16 protein-coding genes are annotated in these 18388 nt (G+C 68.2%); 8 read left to right on the top strand and 8 right to left on the bottom strand.

Going from position 1 to position 18388, the window contains the following annotated elements; genetic code table 11:
* The first annotated feature begins 56 nt into the window (after nt 1-56).
* Together ABMA10_RS12215 and ABMA10_RS12210 are read left to right on the top strand one after the other, a co-directional pair.
* Complete coding sequence (locus ABMA10_RS12215; protein WP_347867196.1) at nt 57-1145, top strand: hypothetical protein; 1089 nt, start codon at nt 57-59, stop codon at nt 1143-1145.
* Nucleotides 1103-2407, top strand: coding sequence for a glycosyltransferase family 2 protein (locus ABMA10_RS12210; protein WP_431030594.1), 1305 nt, complete (start codon nt 1103-1105; stop codon nt 2405-2407). Before ABMA10_RS12215 ends, ABMA10_RS12210 begins: the two co-directional genes overlap by 43 nt.
* Before the next feature lie 22 nt (nt 2408-2429).
* On the opposite strand, the gene ABMA10_RS12205 is transcribed toward ABMA10_RS12210, so the two are convergent.
* The 3 genes from ABMA10_RS12205 to ABMA10_RS12195 all read right to left on the bottom strand — a co-directional run bounded on the left by ABMA10_RS12205 (nt 2430) and on the right by ABMA10_RS12195 (nt 4495).
* Nucleotides 2430-3362, bottom strand: coding sequence for an ADP-dependent NAD(P)H-hydrate dehydratase (locus ABMA10_RS12205; protein WP_347867197.1), 933 nt, complete (start codon nt 3360-3362; stop codon nt 2430-2432).
* Entirely contained in the window at nt 3349-4086 is a 738-nt protein-coding gene (locus ABMA10_RS12200) for a histidine phosphatase family protein (protein ID WP_347867198.1), read from the bottom strand. The genes ABMA10_RS12205 and ABMA10_RS12200 overlap by 14 nt, the downstream gene beginning before the upstream one ends.
* A gap of 106 nt (nt 4087-4192) precedes the next feature.
* Nucleotides 4193-4495: a hypothetical protein gene (locus ABMA10_RS12195; protein WP_347867199.1), complete on the bottom strand. Its 303-nt coding sequence runs from the start codon at nt 4493-4495 to the stop codon at nt 4193-4195.
* Nucleotides 4496-4604: 109 nt separating this feature from the next.
* Here ABMA10_RS12195 and ABMA10_RS12190 point away from each other — a divergent pair, with 109 nt between their 5' ends.
* Together ABMA10_RS12190 and ABMA10_RS12185 are read left to right on the top strand one after the other, a co-directional pair.
* On the top strand, nt 4605-5543 hold the full coding sequence (locus ABMA10_RS12190) for a spermidine synthase (RefSeq protein ID WP_347867200.1): 939 nt from the start codon (nt 4605-4607) through the stop codon (nt 5541-5543).
* Nucleotides 5544-5671: 128 nt separating this feature from the next.
* Nucleotides 5672-6949 carry a Glu/Leu/Phe/Val family dehydrogenase gene (locus ABMA10_RS12185; RefSeq protein ID WP_347867201.1) on the top strand — a complete coding sequence of 426 codons (1278 nt, stop codon included), beginning with the start codon at nt 5672-5674 and terminating at the stop codon, nt 6947-6949.
* Between the two features lie 90 nt (nt 6950-7039).
* Here ABMA10_RS12185 and ABMA10_RS12180 read toward each other — a convergent pair whose 3' ends face one another.
* Both ABMA10_RS12180 and ABMA10_RS12175 read right to left on the bottom strand, forming a co-directional pair.
* Nucleotides 7040-8449, bottom strand: coding sequence for an aldehyde dehydrogenase family protein (locus ABMA10_RS12180; RefSeq protein ID WP_431030593.1), 1410 nt, complete (start codon nt 8447-8449; stop codon nt 7040-7042).
* Between the two features lie 149 nt (nt 8450-8598).
* Nucleotides 8599-10692, bottom strand: coding sequence for a primary-amine oxidase (locus ABMA10_RS12175; protein ID WP_347867203.1), 2094 nt, complete (start codon nt 10690-10692; stop codon nt 8599-8601).
* A 223-nt stretch (nt 10693-10915) separates the two neighbouring features.
* Here ABMA10_RS12175 and ABMA10_RS12170 point away from each other — a divergent pair, with 223 nt between their 5' ends.
* Entirely contained in the window at nt 10916-12454 is a 1539-nt protein-coding gene (locus ABMA10_RS12170) for an APC family permease (RefSeq protein WP_347867204.1), read from the top strand.
* 59 nt (nt 12455-12513) lie between these two features.
* Here the strand turns inward: ABMA10_RS12170 and ABMA10_RS12165 are convergent, their stop codons facing one another.
* Nucleotides 12514-13479: a helix-turn-helix domain-containing protein gene (locus ABMA10_RS12165; RefSeq protein WP_347867205.1), complete on the bottom strand. Its 966-nt coding sequence runs from the start codon at nt 13477-13479 to the stop codon at nt 12514-12516.
* 154 nt (nt 13480-13633) lie between these two features.
* On the opposite strand from ABMA10_RS12165, the gene ABMA10_RS12160 reads away from it, so the two are divergent.
* Nucleotides 13634-14323: a cyclodeaminase/cyclohydrolase family protein gene (locus tag ABMA10_RS12160; protein ID WP_347867206.1), complete on the top strand. Its 690-nt coding sequence runs from the start codon at nt 13634-13636 to the stop codon at nt 14321-14323.
* A 49-nt stretch (nt 14324-14372) separates the two neighbouring features.
* Here ABMA10_RS12160 and ABMA10_RS12155 read toward each other — a convergent pair whose 3' ends face one another.
* Together ABMA10_RS12155 and ABMA10_RS12150 are read right to left on the bottom strand one after the other, a co-directional pair.
* Nucleotides 14373-14882, bottom strand: coding sequence for a GtrA family protein (locus ABMA10_RS12155; protein WP_431030592.1), 510 nt, complete (start codon nt 14880-14882; stop codon nt 14373-14375).
* A 19-nt stretch (nt 14883-14901) separates the two neighbouring features.
* Entirely contained in the window at nt 14902-16455 is a 1554-nt protein-coding gene (locus ABMA10_RS12150) for a glycosyltransferase family 39 protein (RefSeq protein WP_347867208.1), read from the bottom strand.
* Nucleotides 16456-16609: 154 nt separating this feature from the next.
* On the opposite strand from ABMA10_RS12150, the gene arfB reads away from it, so the two are divergent.
* Nucleotides 16610-17032: an alternative ribosome rescue aminoacyl-tRNA hydrolase ArfB gene (gene arfB / locus ABMA10_RS12145; protein ID WP_347867209.1), complete on the top strand. Its 423-nt coding sequence runs from the start codon at nt 16610-16612 to the stop codon at nt 17030-17032.
* A gap of 104 nt (nt 17033-17136) precedes the next feature.
* The gene (locus ABMA10_RS12140; RefSeq protein ID WP_431030591.1) at nt 17137-18327 is read left to right on the top strand and encodes a MalY/PatB family protein; all 1191 of its coding nucleotides are present in this window, start codon (nt 17137-17139) and stop codon (nt 18325-18327) included.
* The last annotated feature ends 61 nt before the right edge of the window (nt 18328-18388 follow it).

The following is an 18388-nucleotide window of genomic DNA, read 5'->3' as shown; positions in this document are numbered from 1 at the left end:
GACGAGCACACTGACCACCCTTGACCTGAGACCTCCGCTGAGCCACGATGGCGACAATGTCTGATGCGCCTCCTTCGCAGCTCCTCGTCGGTCCAGCCACCCATGGCGTCGTCCAGTACGCCGCAGACGTCGCGGCCGAAGTGGAGGCTGCCGACGAGCGGGCCACGACGATCCGTGCGACGGACCCCGCCGCGGCGCTCATCGAGATGCAGCGCCTCGAACGTGCTCATGTCCACGTCACCGATCGCCTGTTCGGGCGGACCCCTGAGGAGGCTGCGGTGGCTGTTGAAGCACTCGCAGCGTCCACCTCACTGACCATCACGCTCCACGATGTACCCCAGTCTTCTGATGGACGGATGCTCGCTCGACGCATCGAAGCCTATGGTCGCTGCATCGCAGCCGCTCGCGCGTCGGTCGTCAACAGCGAGCACGAACAGGACCTGGTTCGCGAGTTCATCCCGAACGCACGGGTGCCGCAGGCCATCACCCTCGGCGCCCGGACCGGAGCGGTCCGCGCGCGCGACGGCGCGACGGAGGATGACCCGTCCGACCCGTCGGACGCGTCGCCTCGAGACCTGGTGGTACTGATCGGCGGATACATCTATCCGGGGAAAGGGCACACCGAGGTGATCGCAGCCGCAGCTGCAGCCGCCGAGACGCTGAGAGGCGCTGGAGCCCCGCTCGGACGGGTTGTGGTCCAGGCAATCGGCGGACCCTCGCAGGGCCACGAGCAAGACGTTGACGTGCTCGTCTCGCTGGCGGCTCAGTCTGGAGTCGAGCTGCAGGTGACGGGGTACCTCGACGATGCCGCATTCGTCGGCCGTGTCCGCGCCGACGGTATCCCGGTGGCCGCGCACAGTCATGTGTCCGCGTCACGTTCGATGCTGGACTGGGTCGAAAACGGACGGCGCCCGCTCGTCGTCGACTCCCGATATGCGGGCGAGATGGAAGCCCTCCGGCCCGGGACACTCCTTCGGTATGAACCGGCGGCGCTCGCAGACCGTCTCGTCGATGCGTGGCACGATCCTGGACTGACCCGCCTGCAGAGCGGCCTCTCCCTGCGCCCGACGATCCGGGATGCTGCAGGGGCTTACCTCGAGTGGTGGCGCACGACACCCGATCCCTGCGGCAGGACTTCGCGTTGATGGCGACGCCGTGGACGGACGATTCGATCGTGCCCGGCAACCGTTGGGATCTTCTCGACGGCGTCGAACCACGTGAGCTGCCGATGGTGTCGGTGATCGTCGCGCACTACCGACAACCCGTCGAGCTCGCTCGGACCCTGATCGCGCTCGCGAGGCAAGACTACGAGAGAGACCGATTGCAGATCATCGTGACCGACGACGGTTCACCGGAACTGCCGGAGGTGCCCGACGACGTCGTGCTGGTCTCCCAAGTCGATGCAGGATTCCGGCTCGCCGCTGCGCGGAACCTGGGCGCTGCTCACGAGGCAGGGGACGTCCTCGTGTTTCTGGATGCCGACACCGTTCCGGAACCGGGATTCGTCCGGGCCCTCACCCGCCTGCCGGCGTTGGCACCCGACTGCGTCACGGTGGGTCGTCGCCGTCATGCCGACCTCGACGGTCTCCCCGTCGACGTCGGCATCGAAGCTGCGGTGCACGGCCGTGTGCTCCCGGAACCAGCCTGGCTCGTCCGTGCCTACGCCGAGTCGAAAAACCTGCTCGAGGCGGACGATCGAAGCTATCGGTTCGTGATCGGTGCGGTTCTGGCGTGCTCTCGACATCTGTTCGACGAGGTCGGTGGCTTCGATGAGTCGTTCACCGAGTACGGCGGAGAGGACTGGGAGTGGGCGTATCGGGCCTGGACCCGAGGTGCGATGCTCGCACATGAACCGACCGCGGTCGCCTGGCACCACGGCCCCGATGCAGGCGTTCGGTCGGCCGGGAGACGAGCCGGCAAGAACGCCGAGACGATGCGATTGGCCGACCTCATCCCAGTGCCAGGATCGCGACCCCGTGGCCTTCGCCCGCGGAAGGCCGACATCGTCGTCTGCGACCGCATCGAAGGACATTCGGACGCAGCCCGGTTCGTCAGCATCGACGCCTGCGTCGCGGGTGTACCCGGAGCAGAACAGCTGGTCCACGGTGCCGAGACATCCCCACGGTTCGATCGTGTGCGGCTCGAGATCGAGGTGCTGTCACCGCTTCGCGTCATGGGCGACGGTCTCGCCCAGGCCGTGCTCCGCGTCTCAACCGCCGGACTGGGGTCACTTGTCCTCACGGATGCTCTCGGTGTCCCGCTGCTCAGGATCCGGTCGCGGCGTGCCGACGCCCGCTCGACGCGATGGGGCCGCTTCGACCTGTTCCCGACCGAGGAGCTGGTCGCGCCGTGGTTGCAGCCGCTCGATGACGACGTCGACCTGGAGGCGTATCTCGGCGGCTGGTGATCCGCCGAGCGCGAGCCCGAGGTCAGGTGGCCGAAGCCGGCCGTTCGAAATCGTCGGGAGCCTCGTCCGGCGATCCCAGGGCATGGCGGATGGATGCTTCGTAGCCGCGGAGCAGGCGAGGGAACTCGTCGGCGAATTCACGAGCCAGAGCGCCCAGTGGACCTGTGCGCTCGGCCAGGCGATCGCCCGATGCCGCGTGCAGAAGCGTGCCCCACGCGCAGGCTCCGAGAGGAGGGAGCCCCCGGGCGGCCAGGCCCGCGATCGCGCCCGCCAGAACGTCGCCGCTGCCGGCAGTGCCCAGCATCGGCCCGCCTCCGGAGACGACGTACTGCTCGGCTCCATCCGAGATGCGTCCCTGACAGGTCACCGTGGCGTCGTACCGAGCGGCGACGTCGAACGCCGCCGACTCGGAATCCGCCTCATCCGTGCCGAGAAGGATCGCCGCCTCGGTGAGGTTGGGCGTGAAGACCAGTCGTCCGCCGAGACCGTCGGTGAACGCGTGCGCGTCTGGGAGTGCTCCGAGCGCGAACGCGTCGAGGACGACCACCGACGTGTCGCCGAGGAGGGGTCTGAGGCTCAGCAGCAAGGACGTCGCCTCCTGAGCGTCGTCGAGCCCGGGGCCGATGAGGACGCAGTCGACGTCGATCGAGCCTCGCAGACGTTCGACATCCGTGCCGACGACAGCGCCTTCAGGCGTCTCTCGAAGCCCGATGACAGCAGCCTCGGGAAATGCGATCGCGAGCGACGGAGCCGCCGATTCCGCGACCGCAAGAGTCACCCGGCCAGCGCCGACGCGGAGGGCTGCTCCGCCGGCGAGCACGACCGCCCCCGGGGTGCGCCGTGCCCCACCGATGACGAGGACCGAACCGCGGTCGTCCTTCGATGAACCGGGGTCGGGCAACGGCCACGCGGCGAGCTCAGCCGGTGAGAGTTCCGTGGCGTCAGCGTTCGGCATCGGGTTCTCCTGAGTGCGTGGTCACCACGACACTCTGCTCGTCGAGGTGTGCTGTCGCGTTCGCGGTGAGCGACGTCCACGAGCGTCCGTCGGACACGAGATGGGTGAACGAGGCGTTCGGGGTCGGGCGCAACGCGGCCTCCTCGAGGACCCGGTGCTCGTCCCAGCCTTCGCACACGTAGCGGAAGAGTGACACGACGGCGTCATGGCAGACGACGAGGGCCCGCGTGTTCTCGGGAAAGCGATCGAGGTCGCGCACGAACGACCGTACGCGGAGCGCGACATCCGTCCAGGCTTCGCCCCCCGGGGGCCGGTAGAAGAACTTGCCGAGGAATCGACGCCGGGCGGCCTCCTCTGGGAAGTGTTCGTCGACGCCGCGAGAAGTGTAGGTGTCGAGGACGCCGAGCTCACGGTCGCGAAGACGCTCGTCCACGATGATTCGCGTGGAACCTGACGGATCCGCGGTGGCCATGGCGACGAGCGCGGTCTGGTGCGCGCGGCGGTATGGCGAGCTGAGCACGATGTCGGGACGTTCTGTCGGCGACAACGATGCCAGGCGTGCGCCGACTGCCGCGGCTTGCTGAAGGCCGAGGGGGGTGAGCGGGACGTCGGCGTCCCGAGAGGGGATCGCGACCCGGTCGGCGCCGAGCCGATCCGCCTCGAAGGCGGCGACGTTCCCGGCGCTCTCGCCGTGCCGGACGAGGATCAGTTCCGTGATGGCCATGCGATCACGGTAGCGCTTGCGGAATTCTGCGCCCACGGCTTGACCTCGACGCCGGCCGCAGAAGATGCGCTCGCCGAACGACCACCTCGACCCAAGGCGGAGCCCCTCAAGCCTCGTCGACGACGTGTACGGAGAGCACGACGTGCCCCGCCGGCACCAGCGTGTTGAGCGCTGCGAGCGCCGCCGGGTAGTCCGCGCCCTGGGATTCGAGCGTCGTCGTCGTGGTCGGTCGGAAGATGCCCGTCCCGACCAGGTTGCCGTCCACGCGCCCAGCGCTCACCAACAGCTGCGCAAGTTCGTGGTCGACCGGAGCCTGGTCGAGCACCGCGGTACGGAGTTCCTCGACCCCGATGCCGGCACCCTCCAGCGTCACGGTTGAGGACGGACGGACGATCGCTACGAGTTTCACGGTGCAAGCCTACGAGGACCCGCGGTCATCGCGGGGGAGCGGCTCGGCGACGTGGAGCTCGAGCGGCCCATAAACTGTGTGGGTGCCTAAGCGTCGCAGGATACTCACGTTGGAACTCGACACTCGCAAGTCCACGCTGACAGCGTCGAAACGACGAGCCGGGCAGTACGAGTTGAAGGTGAACGGCGTTCCCCAGTCGGTCGTCTCGATGATCGAGCCCACAGACCTCGAATACGCCTACATCCGGCACATCGCTCGAGCCATCGATGCCGCGGCGCCAGCAGACTCCTCGCTGTTCACGGTGCATCTGGGTGCCGGGGCGCTGACCCTCGCGCGGTATGTGGAAGCGACCCGCCCAGGATCGCCGCAACTCGTCGTCGAGTTCGAGCCGGCCCTGTATGCGGCCGTCGTGACAGCCCTCCCGCTGGCAGCAGGCCACCAGGTGCGTGCGATCTTCGGTGATGCCCGCGCCGTCGCAGACGCTGCGCTGCCTCGCGACGAGGAGCCTGCCGGCGCGGGAGCGCCTCCCCTCGGTGGCGACGCTCGCGCAGCTCGGCCGCACGCACGCGAGTCGGACGACACCACGTCATCCATCCGCACCGCCGGTGCTGCCGACTGGGTGGGGGCTCACTTCACGGTCGTCGACCTCTGGGACGCCGCCGTCATCCACCGACGTGTCGCGAGCCAGGAGTTCTACACCCGCGTGGCTGCACGTTCCACCGCAGACGGTGTCGTCGCGGTGAACCTGCTCGACGGGCATCCGTTCGACTATTCGCGCAGGCAGGCGGCGACGCTCGCCACGGTGTTTGAGCACATCGCCGTCGTGCTCGACGCCGAGCCCGAAGACGACGAAGGCCCGCTCGGCAACGTCCTCGTGTTCGCGAGCAACCGCCCATTGGACATCGCCGCGCATCCAGAACTCCTCGGAGAGCCCCTCCCGCACATCGTGCACGGCGAGGCGCTCACCACCTGGATCGACGCAGCCCGCCCGATGACCGACGCTGACTGCGTCGATTCCCCGGACCCGGACGACCCGCGCTGGGACTGAGGTCTCCTCGGGGCTGGTGGACACACTGGCAGTGATCGTCGGAGCGGTGGACGAACTGTCCACCGCTGTGCGCTCGGAGCCCGCCTAGGGTGATCGGGCAACCAACGCCGATTGTGAGGATCACACCGATGCCAGAGTCCCTGCTCGCCACCACCCCCGCCACCCGTTCGGATCCGCTCGCCGATGCATTGGCGCAGCTCGCGTCCGCCGTGGAACGTCTCGGGTACTCCGACGGCGTCCACCAGATGTTGGCCTCTCCGCGCCGTGAGCTGCGTGTGAGCGTGCCCCTCCGCAGGGATGACGGGACGATCGAGACCTTCGTCGGGTACCGGACGCAGCACAACGTCTCTCGTGGTCCAGCCAAGGGCGGACTGCGCTATAGTCCGCACGTGACGGCGGAGGAAGTGCGAGCGCTCGCCATGTGGATGACGTGGAAATGCGCCCTCCTGGACGTGCCGTACGGCGGAGCGAAGGGTGGCATCACGATCGATCCGCGCCAGTACAGCATGGCCGAGCTCGAACGGGTCACCCGTCGGTACACGAGCGAGATCCTTCCGCTGATCGGCCCGTCCCAGGACATCCCGGCACCGGACGTCGGCACGGACGAGCAGACGATGGCATGGATCATGGACACCTACTCGACCAGCGTCGGGCATACGGTGCCCGGGGTGGTCACGGGGAAGCCGCTCAGCCTCGGCGGCTCGCTCGGCCGTGCCAGCGCGACCTCACGCGGGGTGACGCACATCGCGCTCGCCTCCCTCGAGTCCATCGGTGTACAGCCATTCGAAGCGACTGCGGCTGTCCAGGGTTTCGGCAAGGTGGGCCGCGACACAGCGCGCTTCCTGGACGCGGCCGGCGTCGGCGTCGTAGCGATCAGCGACCAGTACGGTGCCGTCCTGCGGCGTGAGGGTCTGGACGTCGAAGCCCTCTGCCGGCACGTCGACGACACCGGCTCGGTCGTCGGATTCGACGGTGGTGAGCCGCTCGCGGGTGAAGCGGTGCTCCTGCTCGACGTCGATCTGCTCGTCCCTGCGGCGGTCGAGGGCGTCATCACGGCAGACAATGCGGAGGACATCAGGGCGAGGGTGATCGTCGAGGGTGCGAACGGCCCCACCACCGGCGAAGCCGACCGGATCCTGGCGCGGCGTGGTGTGCTCGTCGTTCCGGACATCCTGGCGAATGCCGGCGGTGTGATCGTGTCGTACTTCGAGTGGGTCCAGGGGAACCAGTCGTACTGGTGGAGTGCACAGGACATCGAGGACCGGCTCCGTGAGCGCATGCTGGCCGCGTGGGAAGCGGTCAGTGAGGCTGCTGTGGAGCTGTCGACGACGATGCGGGAGGCCGCAACCACGCTCGCGGTCCGGCGAGTGTACGAGGCGCACCGTCTGCGTGGCCTCTACCCGTGAGGACGCTCTGTGTCGCCCGGACATGCTCAGCGATGAGCGGAAGCATGCGTGCATGTCCGGGCGACACAGTGGTGGCCTGACGACGTTCGATCAGCCGTTGATCACCTGGGGGACCGAGGCCGCCTTCAGCCCGTCGACCCCGAATTCGAGGCCGTAGCCGGACTGCTTCACCCCGCCGAACGGGATCATGGGGTGGACGCCGCCGTGTGAGTTGATCCACACGGTCCCGGCCTCGATGCGTGCCGCGACGTCGCGTGCACGATCACGGTCCGCCGACCAGACCGAGGCCCCCAGGCCGACGTCCAGCCCGTTCGCAAGGGTGATGGCCTCGTCGAGGTCGGTGTAGCGGACGATCGGCAGTACCGGTCCGAACTGCTCCTCGACGACGAGGTCGTTCGTCGGATCGATGTCGGCGATCAGCGTCGCGGGGTAGAAGTGACCCGGCTGATCTCGCTTCGGGTCCCCGCCGAGAAGCACACGAGCTCCTGATCGGCGTGCGGCCTCGACGAGACGGTCGACGACGTCGAACTGCATCGCGTTCTGCAATGGGCCGAGGACGTTCGCCTCGTCGAGGCCGATCCCCATCGGCATCGACGACGCGACCTCGACCAGGGCGTCACACACCGCCTCGTACACGTCGTCGTGCACGTAGAGACGTTTCAGCGCCGCACAGGTCTGTCCGGTGTTGATGAAGGCGCCCCAGAACAGCTGCTCGGCGATGGCCTCCGGGTCGACGTCCGGTAGGACGATCCCGGCGTCGTTGCCGCCGAGTTCGAGCGTCAGACGCGTCACGTTGCCGGCGGAGGCTTCGATGATCTTCTTCCCAGTGGCCGTTGACCCGGTGAACATGATCTTGCCGACGGCGGCGTTCGCGACGAGACCCGCCCCGATCCCTCCGTCTCCGGGAGCCGCGATGAGTACGCCAGATGGCAGCGCCTCGTTGAGGACGGCGATGAGCGCGAGCCCGGACAGGAGCGTGTACTCGCTCGGTTTCGCGACGACGGTGTTGCCCATGCGAAGCGCCGGGGCGATCTGCCAGATCGCGATCATCATCGGCCAGTTCCAGGGGGTGATGGCGCCGACCACGCCGATCGGCCGGTAGTGCAGTTCCGCGTAGTCGGAGCCGTCGTCGACGACCACCTGGGTCGGGGTCGGGGTGTCTGCGGTGACCCTGAGCCACGACACGCACGCACCGACCTCGAAGCGCGCGTTCGGCCCGTTCAACGGCTTCCCCTGCTCACGCGACAGGATCTGCGCGAGCGCCTCGCTCTGCGCCTCCACGGCGTCGGCTGCACGATGCAGCACCGCGCTGCGCTCCTCGTGACCGAGTGCGGCCCATGCAGCCTGGGCGTCGGCCGCACGGTCGACAGCTGCGTCAGCCTCCGCGGAGGTCAGCAGCGGTGCACGACCGATGAGTTCGCCGGTCGCGGGATCGAAGACATCCCGGGCGGACACCGCATCGGTGGTGATCGAGGCGAGCAGGCTGTCGTAGGCGGGCATGGTTCCTCCAGGAAGGCGAGGCTCGGGCGAGCACCGCTGGTCTGCCTCCACGCTACGAGCGCGATCGGGTGCTGGATTGACGACAGGCGCTCGCGACTTGACGCAGCGCGCACGGACGATGCCGAACGGGTGCGCTGCGCCGGGCCGGATCAGTCCACGTGCTGCTCGTCCCACCGCCGGTGATCGTGGCCATGGTCGTCACCGACGCCCTGTTCCTGGTGCCCGACGATCGCGCCATCATCCATCCCGCCCGCTGCATGGTGCGCGCATTGGTCGTCGTGACCGCCGCGGCCGTCCGGGAGGTCCATCGCCGGGTTCTCGTCGAAGAACCCGCTCGGCTTGAACAGGAATCCGGAGCGGTCGACCGGCATGATCGGCCAGTCTTCAGGCCTCGGGACGTGCGTCGGGCCGAAGACGTGCCACAACACGATGTCGGTGCCGTCGAGATCGCGATCCTCGGAGGTCCAGCTCGGCAGTCCGCCACCGCCGGCATGCGCATTCGGGTAGTCACCGGCAGGGAACCGTTCGGCTGGATCGAAGGCAGTGCCCCACAGGTGCCTGCTCGCGAATGTGGCCCGACCGTAGACGGACGACTCGGGTTGAGCCATCAACGTCGATCGCCCCTCGGGGATCAGGCGGTACGCCGTCGGCTTGCCGACCCGGTTCAGCCGATGGGCGCTCGCCACCTCCCACACTCGGGATGCGGCCGGGTTCGCCATGCGCTGCGCCTCCGACTCGCGAGTCAGCTGTCGGCGCTCCCAGGTGAACGCGTTGCCGTACGGATTGTGTTCCCCGGTGGGCACGCCGACGACATCGATCTCGTGCAGGGTGTTGTCGACGCCGTCGATCGCTGCGTCGAGACGAGCGCAGAAGAGATGCTGATGCACCGGCGCGAAGATGCCGGGAGCGATCTCCGGCGCATGCGGATCGACGGTTCCCGGCGAGCCGGCCCCGGCGAACACGATCCCGGTCGCTTTGGCCTCGACCTGGATGGTTCCATCGAGGGAGAAGTACCAGAAGAAGCCGTAGTCGTAGTTGCCGATCGTTGCGAAGTAGCTGACGACGAGCCGCCGGCCTCGTCGGACCTCGCTCGGACCGCCAGGCTCGGTGTGCTTCCAGAGCACGCCGTCATCCTCCTCGTGCATGCACACGACCTGCGGGATCTTGACGGGATGCCCGTGGTCGTCGGCGACGTATCCGTCGAAGTAGTGGATGACTCCGAGGCAGTCGCAGCCGAGCGAGAGCGAGTTCGCGTTCTTGCCGAGCAGGTACTCGCCGGCGTCGAAGTAGCTGATCCAGAATCGGGTCGACGTGGTGTCACCATAGGGGACGACCATCTCGGGGATGCTGGCGCGGTGCAGTACCTGGCGATCCTCGTCGCCGTCACGGAACGAGACGGTGTTGAGCACGAGTCCTTCACGCGCGTTGAACCCGATGCGGAACCGCCACCCCTGCCATTCGACGAGTGAACCCTCCACCGTGAAACTCGGACCTTCCGGCTGTGTGATCTCGATCGGCTTGAGGGTGGTCCTCGCGGGCCCCTGCGCACCCAGACCGTAGTCGCCGTGCCCGGACGGGACCGGCACGTCGCCCTCGTCCTCGATGCGGATGACACGCCGTTCGGTGAGGTCGATGTGCACGATCAGGCCCTCGACCGGATGCGCCCACGGACTGTCGTGCTCGTGATCCCGGAGGAACGTCAGCGAGCGGATGATGCGCCGACCGACTTCATCGGCTCGACCGAAGAAGCCCGGCGCAAGCGGCGCACAGAACGCGAGCTCGATCCGATCCTCCAAGCCGCGGCGCAGCATGGCGGCCTGCCATTCCGGAGATCCCTTCGCGATCTCGGCCGCCAGGTCGTACTCCTCGAAGAGGTACTGCGGCTGGCCGTAGGGCGGCTGGTCTGTCGCGAGCCGGGTGTGCGATTCGACCGAGGCCCGGGCGAGAGACACGACGGCCTCCGACGCGGCTCCTGTCGACACGTCGAGCAGGGTGACGATGACGCGCCGGTCGAGCGCTGCTCCAGACCGCCACGCAGCGACCGTCTCCTTCGACGGCTCCACCGGGAGCAACTGGGCGATGCGGCAGTGCTCGCCGAGGAGCCCGACATCGACGAGGGTGCGCCGTGCCGTGGCGATCTCGTCCGCCGTGAGGGGGTCGAGCGGGTGCACCGCCCGTTCCGGTGTCGTCGTGCGGGAGCCGTGGGTGTGCAACGGTGCACTGGGGTGTTCGTGGTGCGTCATCGTTCGTCCTCGATCTGCAGGGGGTCGATCCAAGTCTGGTCAGGAAGGCTCGCGGGGGATTGACCGCGCGTGCGGAGGTCTTGACCATGAGCGAACGGTTCACGCGCAGTCAAGGATCGTGCGCTGGAGGCACAGCCTGGCCCCTGTCCGGTGATCAGAATCGGGCTATCGACGATCCGCCGTCCGCCCCCGAGTGGCACGGCTTCTGTTTCGAAGGAGAGACATGACCCGCACAGCTCCCGCCATCGCCACGAGTCAGGCACCGCCGGACCGGCGGCGTCTCGGCGTCTTCGCCGTCGCCTTCCTGATCGTCGCAGCATCTGCACCGCTCACCGTGATCGCCGGCGGTGTGACCTCGACCTTCTCCGTCACCCACGTCGCAGGCGTGCCCGTCGGTTTCGTGATCCTCGCCGCGACACTCGCGATCTTCGCGATCGGGTACGCCGCGATGAGCCGCTTCATCAACAACGCCGGAGCGTTCTACGCGTACGTCGCCCAGGGCATCGGGCGTCCCGTCGGGGTGGGGGCCTCCATGCTGGCACTCATCTCGTACAACCTGATGCAGGTCGGCATCTGGGGCATGTTCGGTTTCCAGGTCTCGTCCTTCATCGCCGACAAGACGGGCGCGCAGATCCCATGGTGGGTCGGAGTGCTCGTCGGCATCGTCGTCGTCGGGTGGATGGGCGTCAACCGGGTGGACCTGTCGGCGAAAGTGCTCGGGGTGCTGGTCGCTGCCGAGTTCGTGGTCGTGATCGTCTTCGACGTGGTCGCGTTCACGCAGAGTGCGGACGGCTTCTCGGCACAACCCATCTCGCCGTCGTCCCTGTTCGTGCCGGGCGTCGGTGCGGTCCTCGCGTTCGGTATCGCCGCGTTCATGGGTTTCGAGGGCGCGGCGATCTACGGCGAGGAGTCGAAGGATCCGCGCCGGACGATCCCGCGCGCGACGTTCCTCGCCGTTGCCGTGATCGGCGTCTTCTATGCGATCTCCGCGTGGGCGCTCGCGCTCGGCATCGGCGTGGAGAAGATCACCGATCCGGCGGGGATCGGGCCGGAGGAGGCTGGGCCGCCGCTGTTCTTCGGCTTCGTCGCCGACCGGCTGGGGGTCGTCTGGGTCGACATCATGTCGATCCTGTTCATCACGAGTCTGTTCGCCGCGCTCGTCTCGTTCCATAACGCCGTCGCGCGCTACGCGTTCTCGCTCGGTCGCGAGGGCGTGCTCCCACGCGGGCTCGCAGCGGTCCGTCGCGACTCGGGTGCTCCGTGGGCAGGATCGATCTTCCAGACGGTCGTCGCGGTCGTCATCGTCATCGGCTTCGCGATCGGTGAACTCGGCTGGAACCCGGAGAACGGGCCGTTCGCTGTGCTGACGCTCTTCACCTGGCTGACGAACGCAGGTGCCTTCGGGCTGGTGCTCCTCATGGCGGTGGTCTCCGTCGCCGTCATCGGCTACTTCAGGCGGGACCATCGGGGTGTCGGCATCGGCTCACGCCTTGTGGCGCCAGCGATCGCGACGGTGCTGCTCCTGATCGTCTTCGTGCTGATCATCGTGAACTTCCCGGTGCTGCTGGGACAGTCGAGGGCCGATGCGACGACCGTCATCCTCCCGGTGCTCGTCGTCGTTCCAGGGATCATCGGCGTCGTCTGGGGCCGACGCCTGCGTCGGACGCGCCCGGAGGTGTACCGGCAGATCGGTCACGGGGTCACGCCCACCGACGAGCTCGGGGCCCAGGACGGCGGGGCCGGAGAACACTCCGACGGCTGAGCGCGATCGATGGCGGGCCGGTCCGTGGCGGCAGTGCGCGGGGCGGGTCGTCGGTCGCGTCAGGAACCCGTGCCGGCGGCTCGCGCCTCGCTGGGGGCGACACCGTACTGCGTCTTGAACGCACGACTGAAATGCGCTGCATCGGTGAACCCCCAGCGAGCTGCGACCGCACCGACGGGCCGGTCCAGATGCAACGGATCCATCAACTCGCGACGGCACTGCTCGAGGCGGCGCTCCCGGATCCAGGTTGAGACGGTCGAACCCTGCGCCTTGAACAGGCCGTGGAGGTGGCGTGTGGAGATGAAGTGCGCCGCCGCGATGGAGTCCGGGCACAGCTCGGGCTCGGCGAGACGCTGTTCGATATGGGCACGGATCTCCCGGATGAGCGTCTGCCTCGGGTCTTGTGCGGCTGCCTCGACGTCGAGCTCGTCGGCGAACATCGTCGTCACGAGGTCGAGCGTGTTGTGCATGAGCCGGACGCCCGTCGATCCGTGCAGTTCGGGCATCGCCGTCGCCAGCTGCCCGAGGTAGGCGGATACGAGGGGTACGACGCCGTGCGTGCCGTCCATGCGGACGGCGTTCAGCTGACTCATGAGGTCGGTCGGAACGTCGATGAGCCGTTTGGGGAACATCACCACGAGCGTTCGGAACTGCTCGTCGAACATGAGCGTGTACGGACGCTCCGTGTCGTAGACCGCGACATCGCCGGGGCGCAGGACCGCTTCGCGACCGTCTTGGACGAGGAGTGCGGACCCGGAGAGCATCAGGCTGAGCTTCATGTGCGCACGTTCGCTGCGCGCGATGAGAGCCGGTGTGCGTTCCACCGTGTGCGCCGTCGCGTGCACCTCGCAGAGCGAGACGTCGTCGACGGTCGCACCGCGAACGACACCACGGAACGTCTCGGGGTGAGCGGTGGTCACGTGCAACGGGACGAACGACTCGGAGACGGCACGCTGGAAACTCGCGAAATCGTTGGGCGCTGGGCTCGAGCGCTCGCGTACGGCGCGGAAGACAGGATTCGACACGGGTGGCTCCTGGAGGCGGTGATCGTGGACACGACGTCGTATACGATCTGTGCTGGCATGGTACCACCGGCGATCGAGGGCGGGGCCGCGAATGAGGTAGCCTCGGATCGCCTCGAGCTGGACGGTTCGGGGGAAACCCGGCCGAGAGGTGCTCATGGGTGAATCACCGGCAGAGCAGTTCTCCGAGGTGTCGACCTCCAGCTCGACTGTCGCCGATTGGGTACGCGCCCTCGCCGCGGCGAACGGGAACCCCGGGGGCGGTGCAGCATCCGGTCTGATGCTCTCGATCGCCGCCGGGCTCACGGCGATGGTCGCCGGGTACACCGACGATCGCACGGGCCCGTCGCATTCCGGAGACGAACCAGCGACGACGTCCGAGGCAGTCCGAGAGCGGGCAGGGGAGCGCGCCCGCATGGCGCTGCGCGTGACGGACGAGGATGCGCAGGCGTCTCGGGCGTTCGGACAGGCGTTCCACCTGGCGGCTGGACCTGAGCGGGACGCCGCGATCCGAACGGCGTCGGTCCAGGCGGCCACCGCTTCAGCAGAGCTCGGGCGACACGCGATCGATGCGATCGACGACCTCGCGTGGCTCGCCGGACACGGCAACCCCGCGCTCATCGCCGATGTCGCTGTGGCGATCGGTGCTCTGCGAGCGGCACTCACGGGAGCGCGCACGAACGTGAGCTTCGACCTGGGCTCGATCCGCAGCGCGCACGAGTCCCTCGACGAGATCCACGGCGAGCAGTCCGAACTCTGGCGTCTCGTCCCGGTCTTCGAGGACGCTCTTGCCAGACTGGACCGTCTCGCCGCCGACATCGACCACCGGGCGGCCCCCACCCGCTGAGCGGCTGCCCCATGGAGCGACATCCCCACACCCGCATCGAGCCGTCGCTTCACGGCAGCTGGTCAGCGAGGTCGGGCCCATCGGGAACGCGTCCGGGGCGGTCGGCGACCGAGCGGCTCGTGCGCCGGTCTCCTCCACGAGGGCCGAAGACCCATACCCGGTACAGCGCGTAGCGGAACGCCGACCCGAGTGAGAGCCCGACGACGTTGCCCGAGAGGTTGTCCTCCAGCGGTGTCGTGAGGTGCATGGCGTCGTGCGAGATCCAAAGGCAGAGGAGAGCGATGGCGCCCCCGGCGACGCTGACGAGTCCGAACTCCAGCGCCTCCCGCAGGACATCCGGCCGTCGATGCCGACGGAAGGTGATGAGCCGGTTGCCCACCCAGTTCGCCACGATCGCGAGCGTGGTGGAGATCCCCTTCGCGAGGAGGATTCCGGAGGTCCCAGCATGCGCGAACACCGTGAACACCAGGATGTTGAACACGCCCACGTCGACGAGGAACCCGGCACCGCCGATCGCTGCGAACGCGGCGAGTTCCCGCACCACAGGCTGTCGGAGCACGGAGCGGTCCATCATCACGTCAGCCCTTGATCAGTTCGAACACGACGCTCCGGTGCACGGGTATCGATCGTTCGACCTCGTAGCCCAGAGCGCGGAGCGCTGTGACATCAGGCGTCGCCGTCGAACCCTCGATGACCCAGACGACCGTGTGCGAGGCGAGCTGCTGATGCAGCTCGGACAGCGGCGCGACGCGATCCCAGAGCGCCGGGCGATCTCGATAGCTCGTCGCGAGTGCGACATCGTCGAGGCCCGCGAACGCGCCCGGATAGAGGTCGAGGGCGAGGCGGGATCGTCGGGACGGCTTCACCGACTGGTCGAACACGATCGCATCTCCGGGGGAGGCGTGCGCTTCGATCACCTCGGCGGTCTGCCGAAGGTCGCTACCGCCGTCTTTTCCGAACGGGCCACGCTGTTCGATGATGCTCGGTGCGGCGACGACGGCGATGATGATCACGCCGATGACGGTCGCCACCGTGCGGTCGATCCCGCGCGCCGCCCGCGACGAACCGGCGAGGGCGCGCACCGCGGTCCGGAGACCGAGCGCCATCATGACGGCGACCGCCGGGGTGCAGAAGGCGACGTAGCGCAGGTTGTACATCGGCGTGACGAGCGCGTTCCCAGCGATGAGCAGAGCGGTCGGAGCCACCAGCCACGTGACGACCATCGCGAGGCCGCGGCGTTCCGCGGCCGCTGAGCGCAAGTGGGCTCCGCGCGCCACCAGTACGCCGATCGGCGCGAGCACGATGAGGCCCCAGGCGAGCACCGCGAACGACGGCGAGGCGAACCACTGACTGACCGTGACGGATTGCAGTGTCGTATAGTCGCGCCTGGCAAGGAACGCGATCTGCTCACGTTGCCCGATCGCTGCGACCATGATCGGTGCGGCGAGCACGAGCGCCCCGAGGAGTGACAGGATCCAGGCCCGGACGACCGCTTTGCCCGGGCGTTGCCCGAGCATCCACACGGCGTGCACCACGAGCAGCATCCCGAGGTAGAGGAACAGGTACAGGGCTGCCGCCGAGGCGACAGCGTACAGGACCCAACTCCGCCGGGTCGTGTCTCGACGCCGGACGAGCGCCACGAACCAGACGGTCAGCCAGACGGCCGCGGCCATGCCGAACGCGTACGACCGCGCTTCGGCTCCCATCCTCGTGACCTGCGGGATGAGCGCGAACACGAGTCCGGCCGTGATACCCGTCGACCTCCCGAAGAGCCCTCGGGCCAGCACGACGGTGCCAGCAGCTGCCACGCCGATCGCGATCGCGCTCGGAAACCGCACGAGGGCCTCGGCGCTCCCGAACGCGGCGACCCAGACATGGAGGAACAGGTAGTAGAGGCCGTGGACCGCGTCGATGTGCCCGAGCATGCCGATCAGGATCGGAATCGGGCGCTGGGCGGCGAGCACGCTGGCTGCCTCATCGCCCCAGTACGACGGGTTGCCGGCGCCGACGGCGGAGATGATCGCGGCAAGGACCCCGACGAGCGGTGCGGCAGCGCGCCCGGTGACAGTGGACAGGACGGTCTGCAACGGCAGCCGGGAGCGTGCGGACGGGGCGGTGATCGTCGCAGTCATGGCTTCCCCTCGAACGCTGCTGCGTGGTGCGTCCGCTCATCGTCCGCCGAGTGGCTGGATGCCCGGTGGATCCCAGCTGTGAGACGGTGGGAGTCCGCGACGGGCACGACGGCCTGTCACTGCGCGGGTGCAGGATCCGTGAGACGCTGAGTGCATGGATCTCGAGGTGTCGGCTCAGCTGACGATCCCCGCCTCGGAACTCCAGTGGAAGTTCTCGCGATCATCCGGCCCCGGCGGGCAGCATGTCAACACGTCCGACAGCCGTGTGCAGTTGACGTGGAACGTGGCTGAGTCGACCGCCTTGGACGACGATCAACGCGCTGTGTTGCTCACCGCGCTCGGTCGGCGGCTCGTCGCCGGCGCGATCACCGTGACGGTGTCGCAAGAACGCTCCCAACTCCGCAATCGTGAGATCGCGCTCGACGCCCTCGCCGCCCTGGTGCGTGAGGCGTTCGCACCACCGGCACCGGCCAGACGCGCGACCCGACCGACGCGCGGCTCGGCCCGTCGTCATTCGGCTGCGAAGCAGCAGCGCTCCGCGACGAAGCAGCAGCGGCGACGCCCGAGAGACGAGTAGCCGACCGACCGCGTTCCGCGTCGCCGTGTTACTCGCGACACCCGCCTGCCGTCAGGAGCCGATTAGCCTCCCGGTATGACGAACGACACACCCCGATCGAACCGATGTCCGAGCTGAGTCGCCTGGCGGATCAGCTCGACGGGATCGGTCGGGAGCAGCTCACCGTCCCGTCCAGTCGGAAGTGGAGCCTGCATCCGGAGACCATCGGCGCGTGGGTGGCCGAGATGGATTTCGGCACGGCCCCAGCCATCCGAGACGCACTGCACACTGCCGTCGACGACGGAGTGCTCGGCTACCTCTCGCCGAGCACCGCAGCCGACATGGCCGATGCGACCGCGGTCTGGCTCGCAGCCGAGTACGGCTGGGCGGTCCCTCCGGAACGGATCCATCCGGTCTCCGACGTGGTCGCGGCGCTCGGTGTCGCCGTCGAGCACTTCAGCCGTCCGGGGTCGGCGGTCATCATCCCGACACCGGCGTACATGCCGTTCCACACGTACCCGCCGACGCTCGGCAGAGAGGTCGTGCAGGTGCCGGGCACCGAGGAGGACGGCCGGTGGCGACACGATCTCGAGGGCATCGACGCCGCGTTCGCAGCGGGTGCTGGAACCCTGGTCCTGTGCAATCCGCACAACCCGACCGGAGCCGTCCTCACCCGTGAGGAACTCGAAGCCATCTCGGTCATCGTCGAACGTCACGGTGGACGTGTGTTCGCCGACGAGATCCATGCGCCCGTGCGGTACGGCCCAATCGCCCACATCCCGTACGCCTCGCTGTCCGAAACGACCGCGCGTCACACCATCACCGGAACGAGCGCATCGAAGGCCTGGAACATCCCGGGGCTCAAAGCCGCGCAGCTCATCACATCGAACGACGACGACGAGGCCGCCTACAGCCGCTTCGGGTTCGCCGTCGTGCACGGAGCGTCGACCCCTGGCGTGATCGCGACGACCGCCGCGTACCGGGATGGGAAACCGTGGCTCGAGGCGGTCGTCGACTATCTCGACCGCAACCGTCGTCTCCTCGGCGATCTCCTCACGACATCTCTGCCATCCATCCGGTACGTCGCCCCTCAGGCGACCTACCTTGCGTGGCTCGATTGTCGCGATCTGCCGATCGAGGGCTCCGCTGCGTCGTTCTTCCGTGAGCATGCCGGAGTGACGGTCACCGACGGCGCACTGTGTGGAGTCGGCTCCGAGGGCTTCGTCCGTCTCGTCTTCGCGATGCCGACGCCTCTGCTCGAGGAGACCGTTCGGCGGATGGGTGCTGCCGTCGACGCGCTCCGCACCTCCCGCTGAGTGCTGGAGCTCGCACCGCGGGCGCGCGGTTCCGCGCAGCAGCAGCGACACAACGGGTGGG

The sequence above is a fragment of the Plantibacter sp. RU18 genome, from assembly GCF_050613355.1.
GTDB lineage: Bacteria > Actinomycetota > Actinomycetes > Actinomycetales > Microbacteriaceae > Plantibacter.
Note: the sequence above shows the minus strand (reverse complement) of the source record. Positions and strands in the feature narration are given on the sequence as shown.

What these genes read in the sequence shown, in the direction of transcription:
- ABMA10_RS12140 (WP_431030591.1), top strand. Translation starts at nt 17,137, where the DNA reads ATGTCCGAGCTGAGTCGCCTGGCGGATCAGCTCGACGGGATCGGTCGG.
- ABMA10_RS12160 (WP_347867206.1), top strand. Translation starts at nt 13,634, where the DNA reads ATGGGTGAATCACCGGCAGAGCAGTTCTCCGAGGTGTCGACCTCCAGC.
- ABMA10_RS12185 (WP_347867201.1), top strand. Translation starts at nt 5,672, where the DNA reads ATGCCAGAGTCCCTGCTCGCCACCACCCCCGCCACCCGTTCGGATCCG.
- ABMA10_RS12175 (WP_347867203.1), bottom strand. Translation starts at nt 10,692, where the DNA reads ATGACGCACCACGAACACCCCAGTGCACCGTTGCACACCCACGGCTCC.
- arfB (WP_347867209.1), top strand. Translation starts at nt 16,610, where the DNA reads ATGGATCTCGAGGTGTCGGCTCAGCTGACGATCCCCGCCTCGGAACTC.
- ABMA10_RS12205 (WP_347867197.1), bottom strand. Translation starts at nt 3,362, where the DNA reads ATGCCGAACGCTGACGCCACGGAACTCTCACCGGCTGAGCTCGCCGCG.
- ABMA10_RS12150 (WP_347867208.1), bottom strand. Translation starts at nt 16,455, where the DNA reads ATGACTGCGACGATCACCGCCCCGTCCGCACGCTCCCGGCTGCCGTTG.
- ABMA10_RS12180 (WP_431030593.1), bottom strand. Translation starts at nt 8,449, where the DNA reads ATGCCCGCCTACGACAGCCTGCTCGCCTCGATCACCACCGATGCGGTG.
- ABMA10_RS12200 (WP_347867198.1), bottom strand. Translation starts at nt 4,086, where the DNA reads ATGGCCATCACGGAACTGATCCTCGTCCGGCACGGCGAGAGCGCCGGG.
- ABMA10_RS12170 (WP_347867204.1), top strand. Translation starts at nt 10,916, where the DNA reads ATGACCCGCACAGCTCCCGCCATCGCCACGAGTCAGGCACCGCCGGAC.
- ABMA10_RS12215 (WP_347867196.1), top strand. Translation starts at nt 57, where the DNA reads ATGTCTGATGCGCCTCCTTCGCAGCTCCTCGTCGGTCCAGCCACCCAT.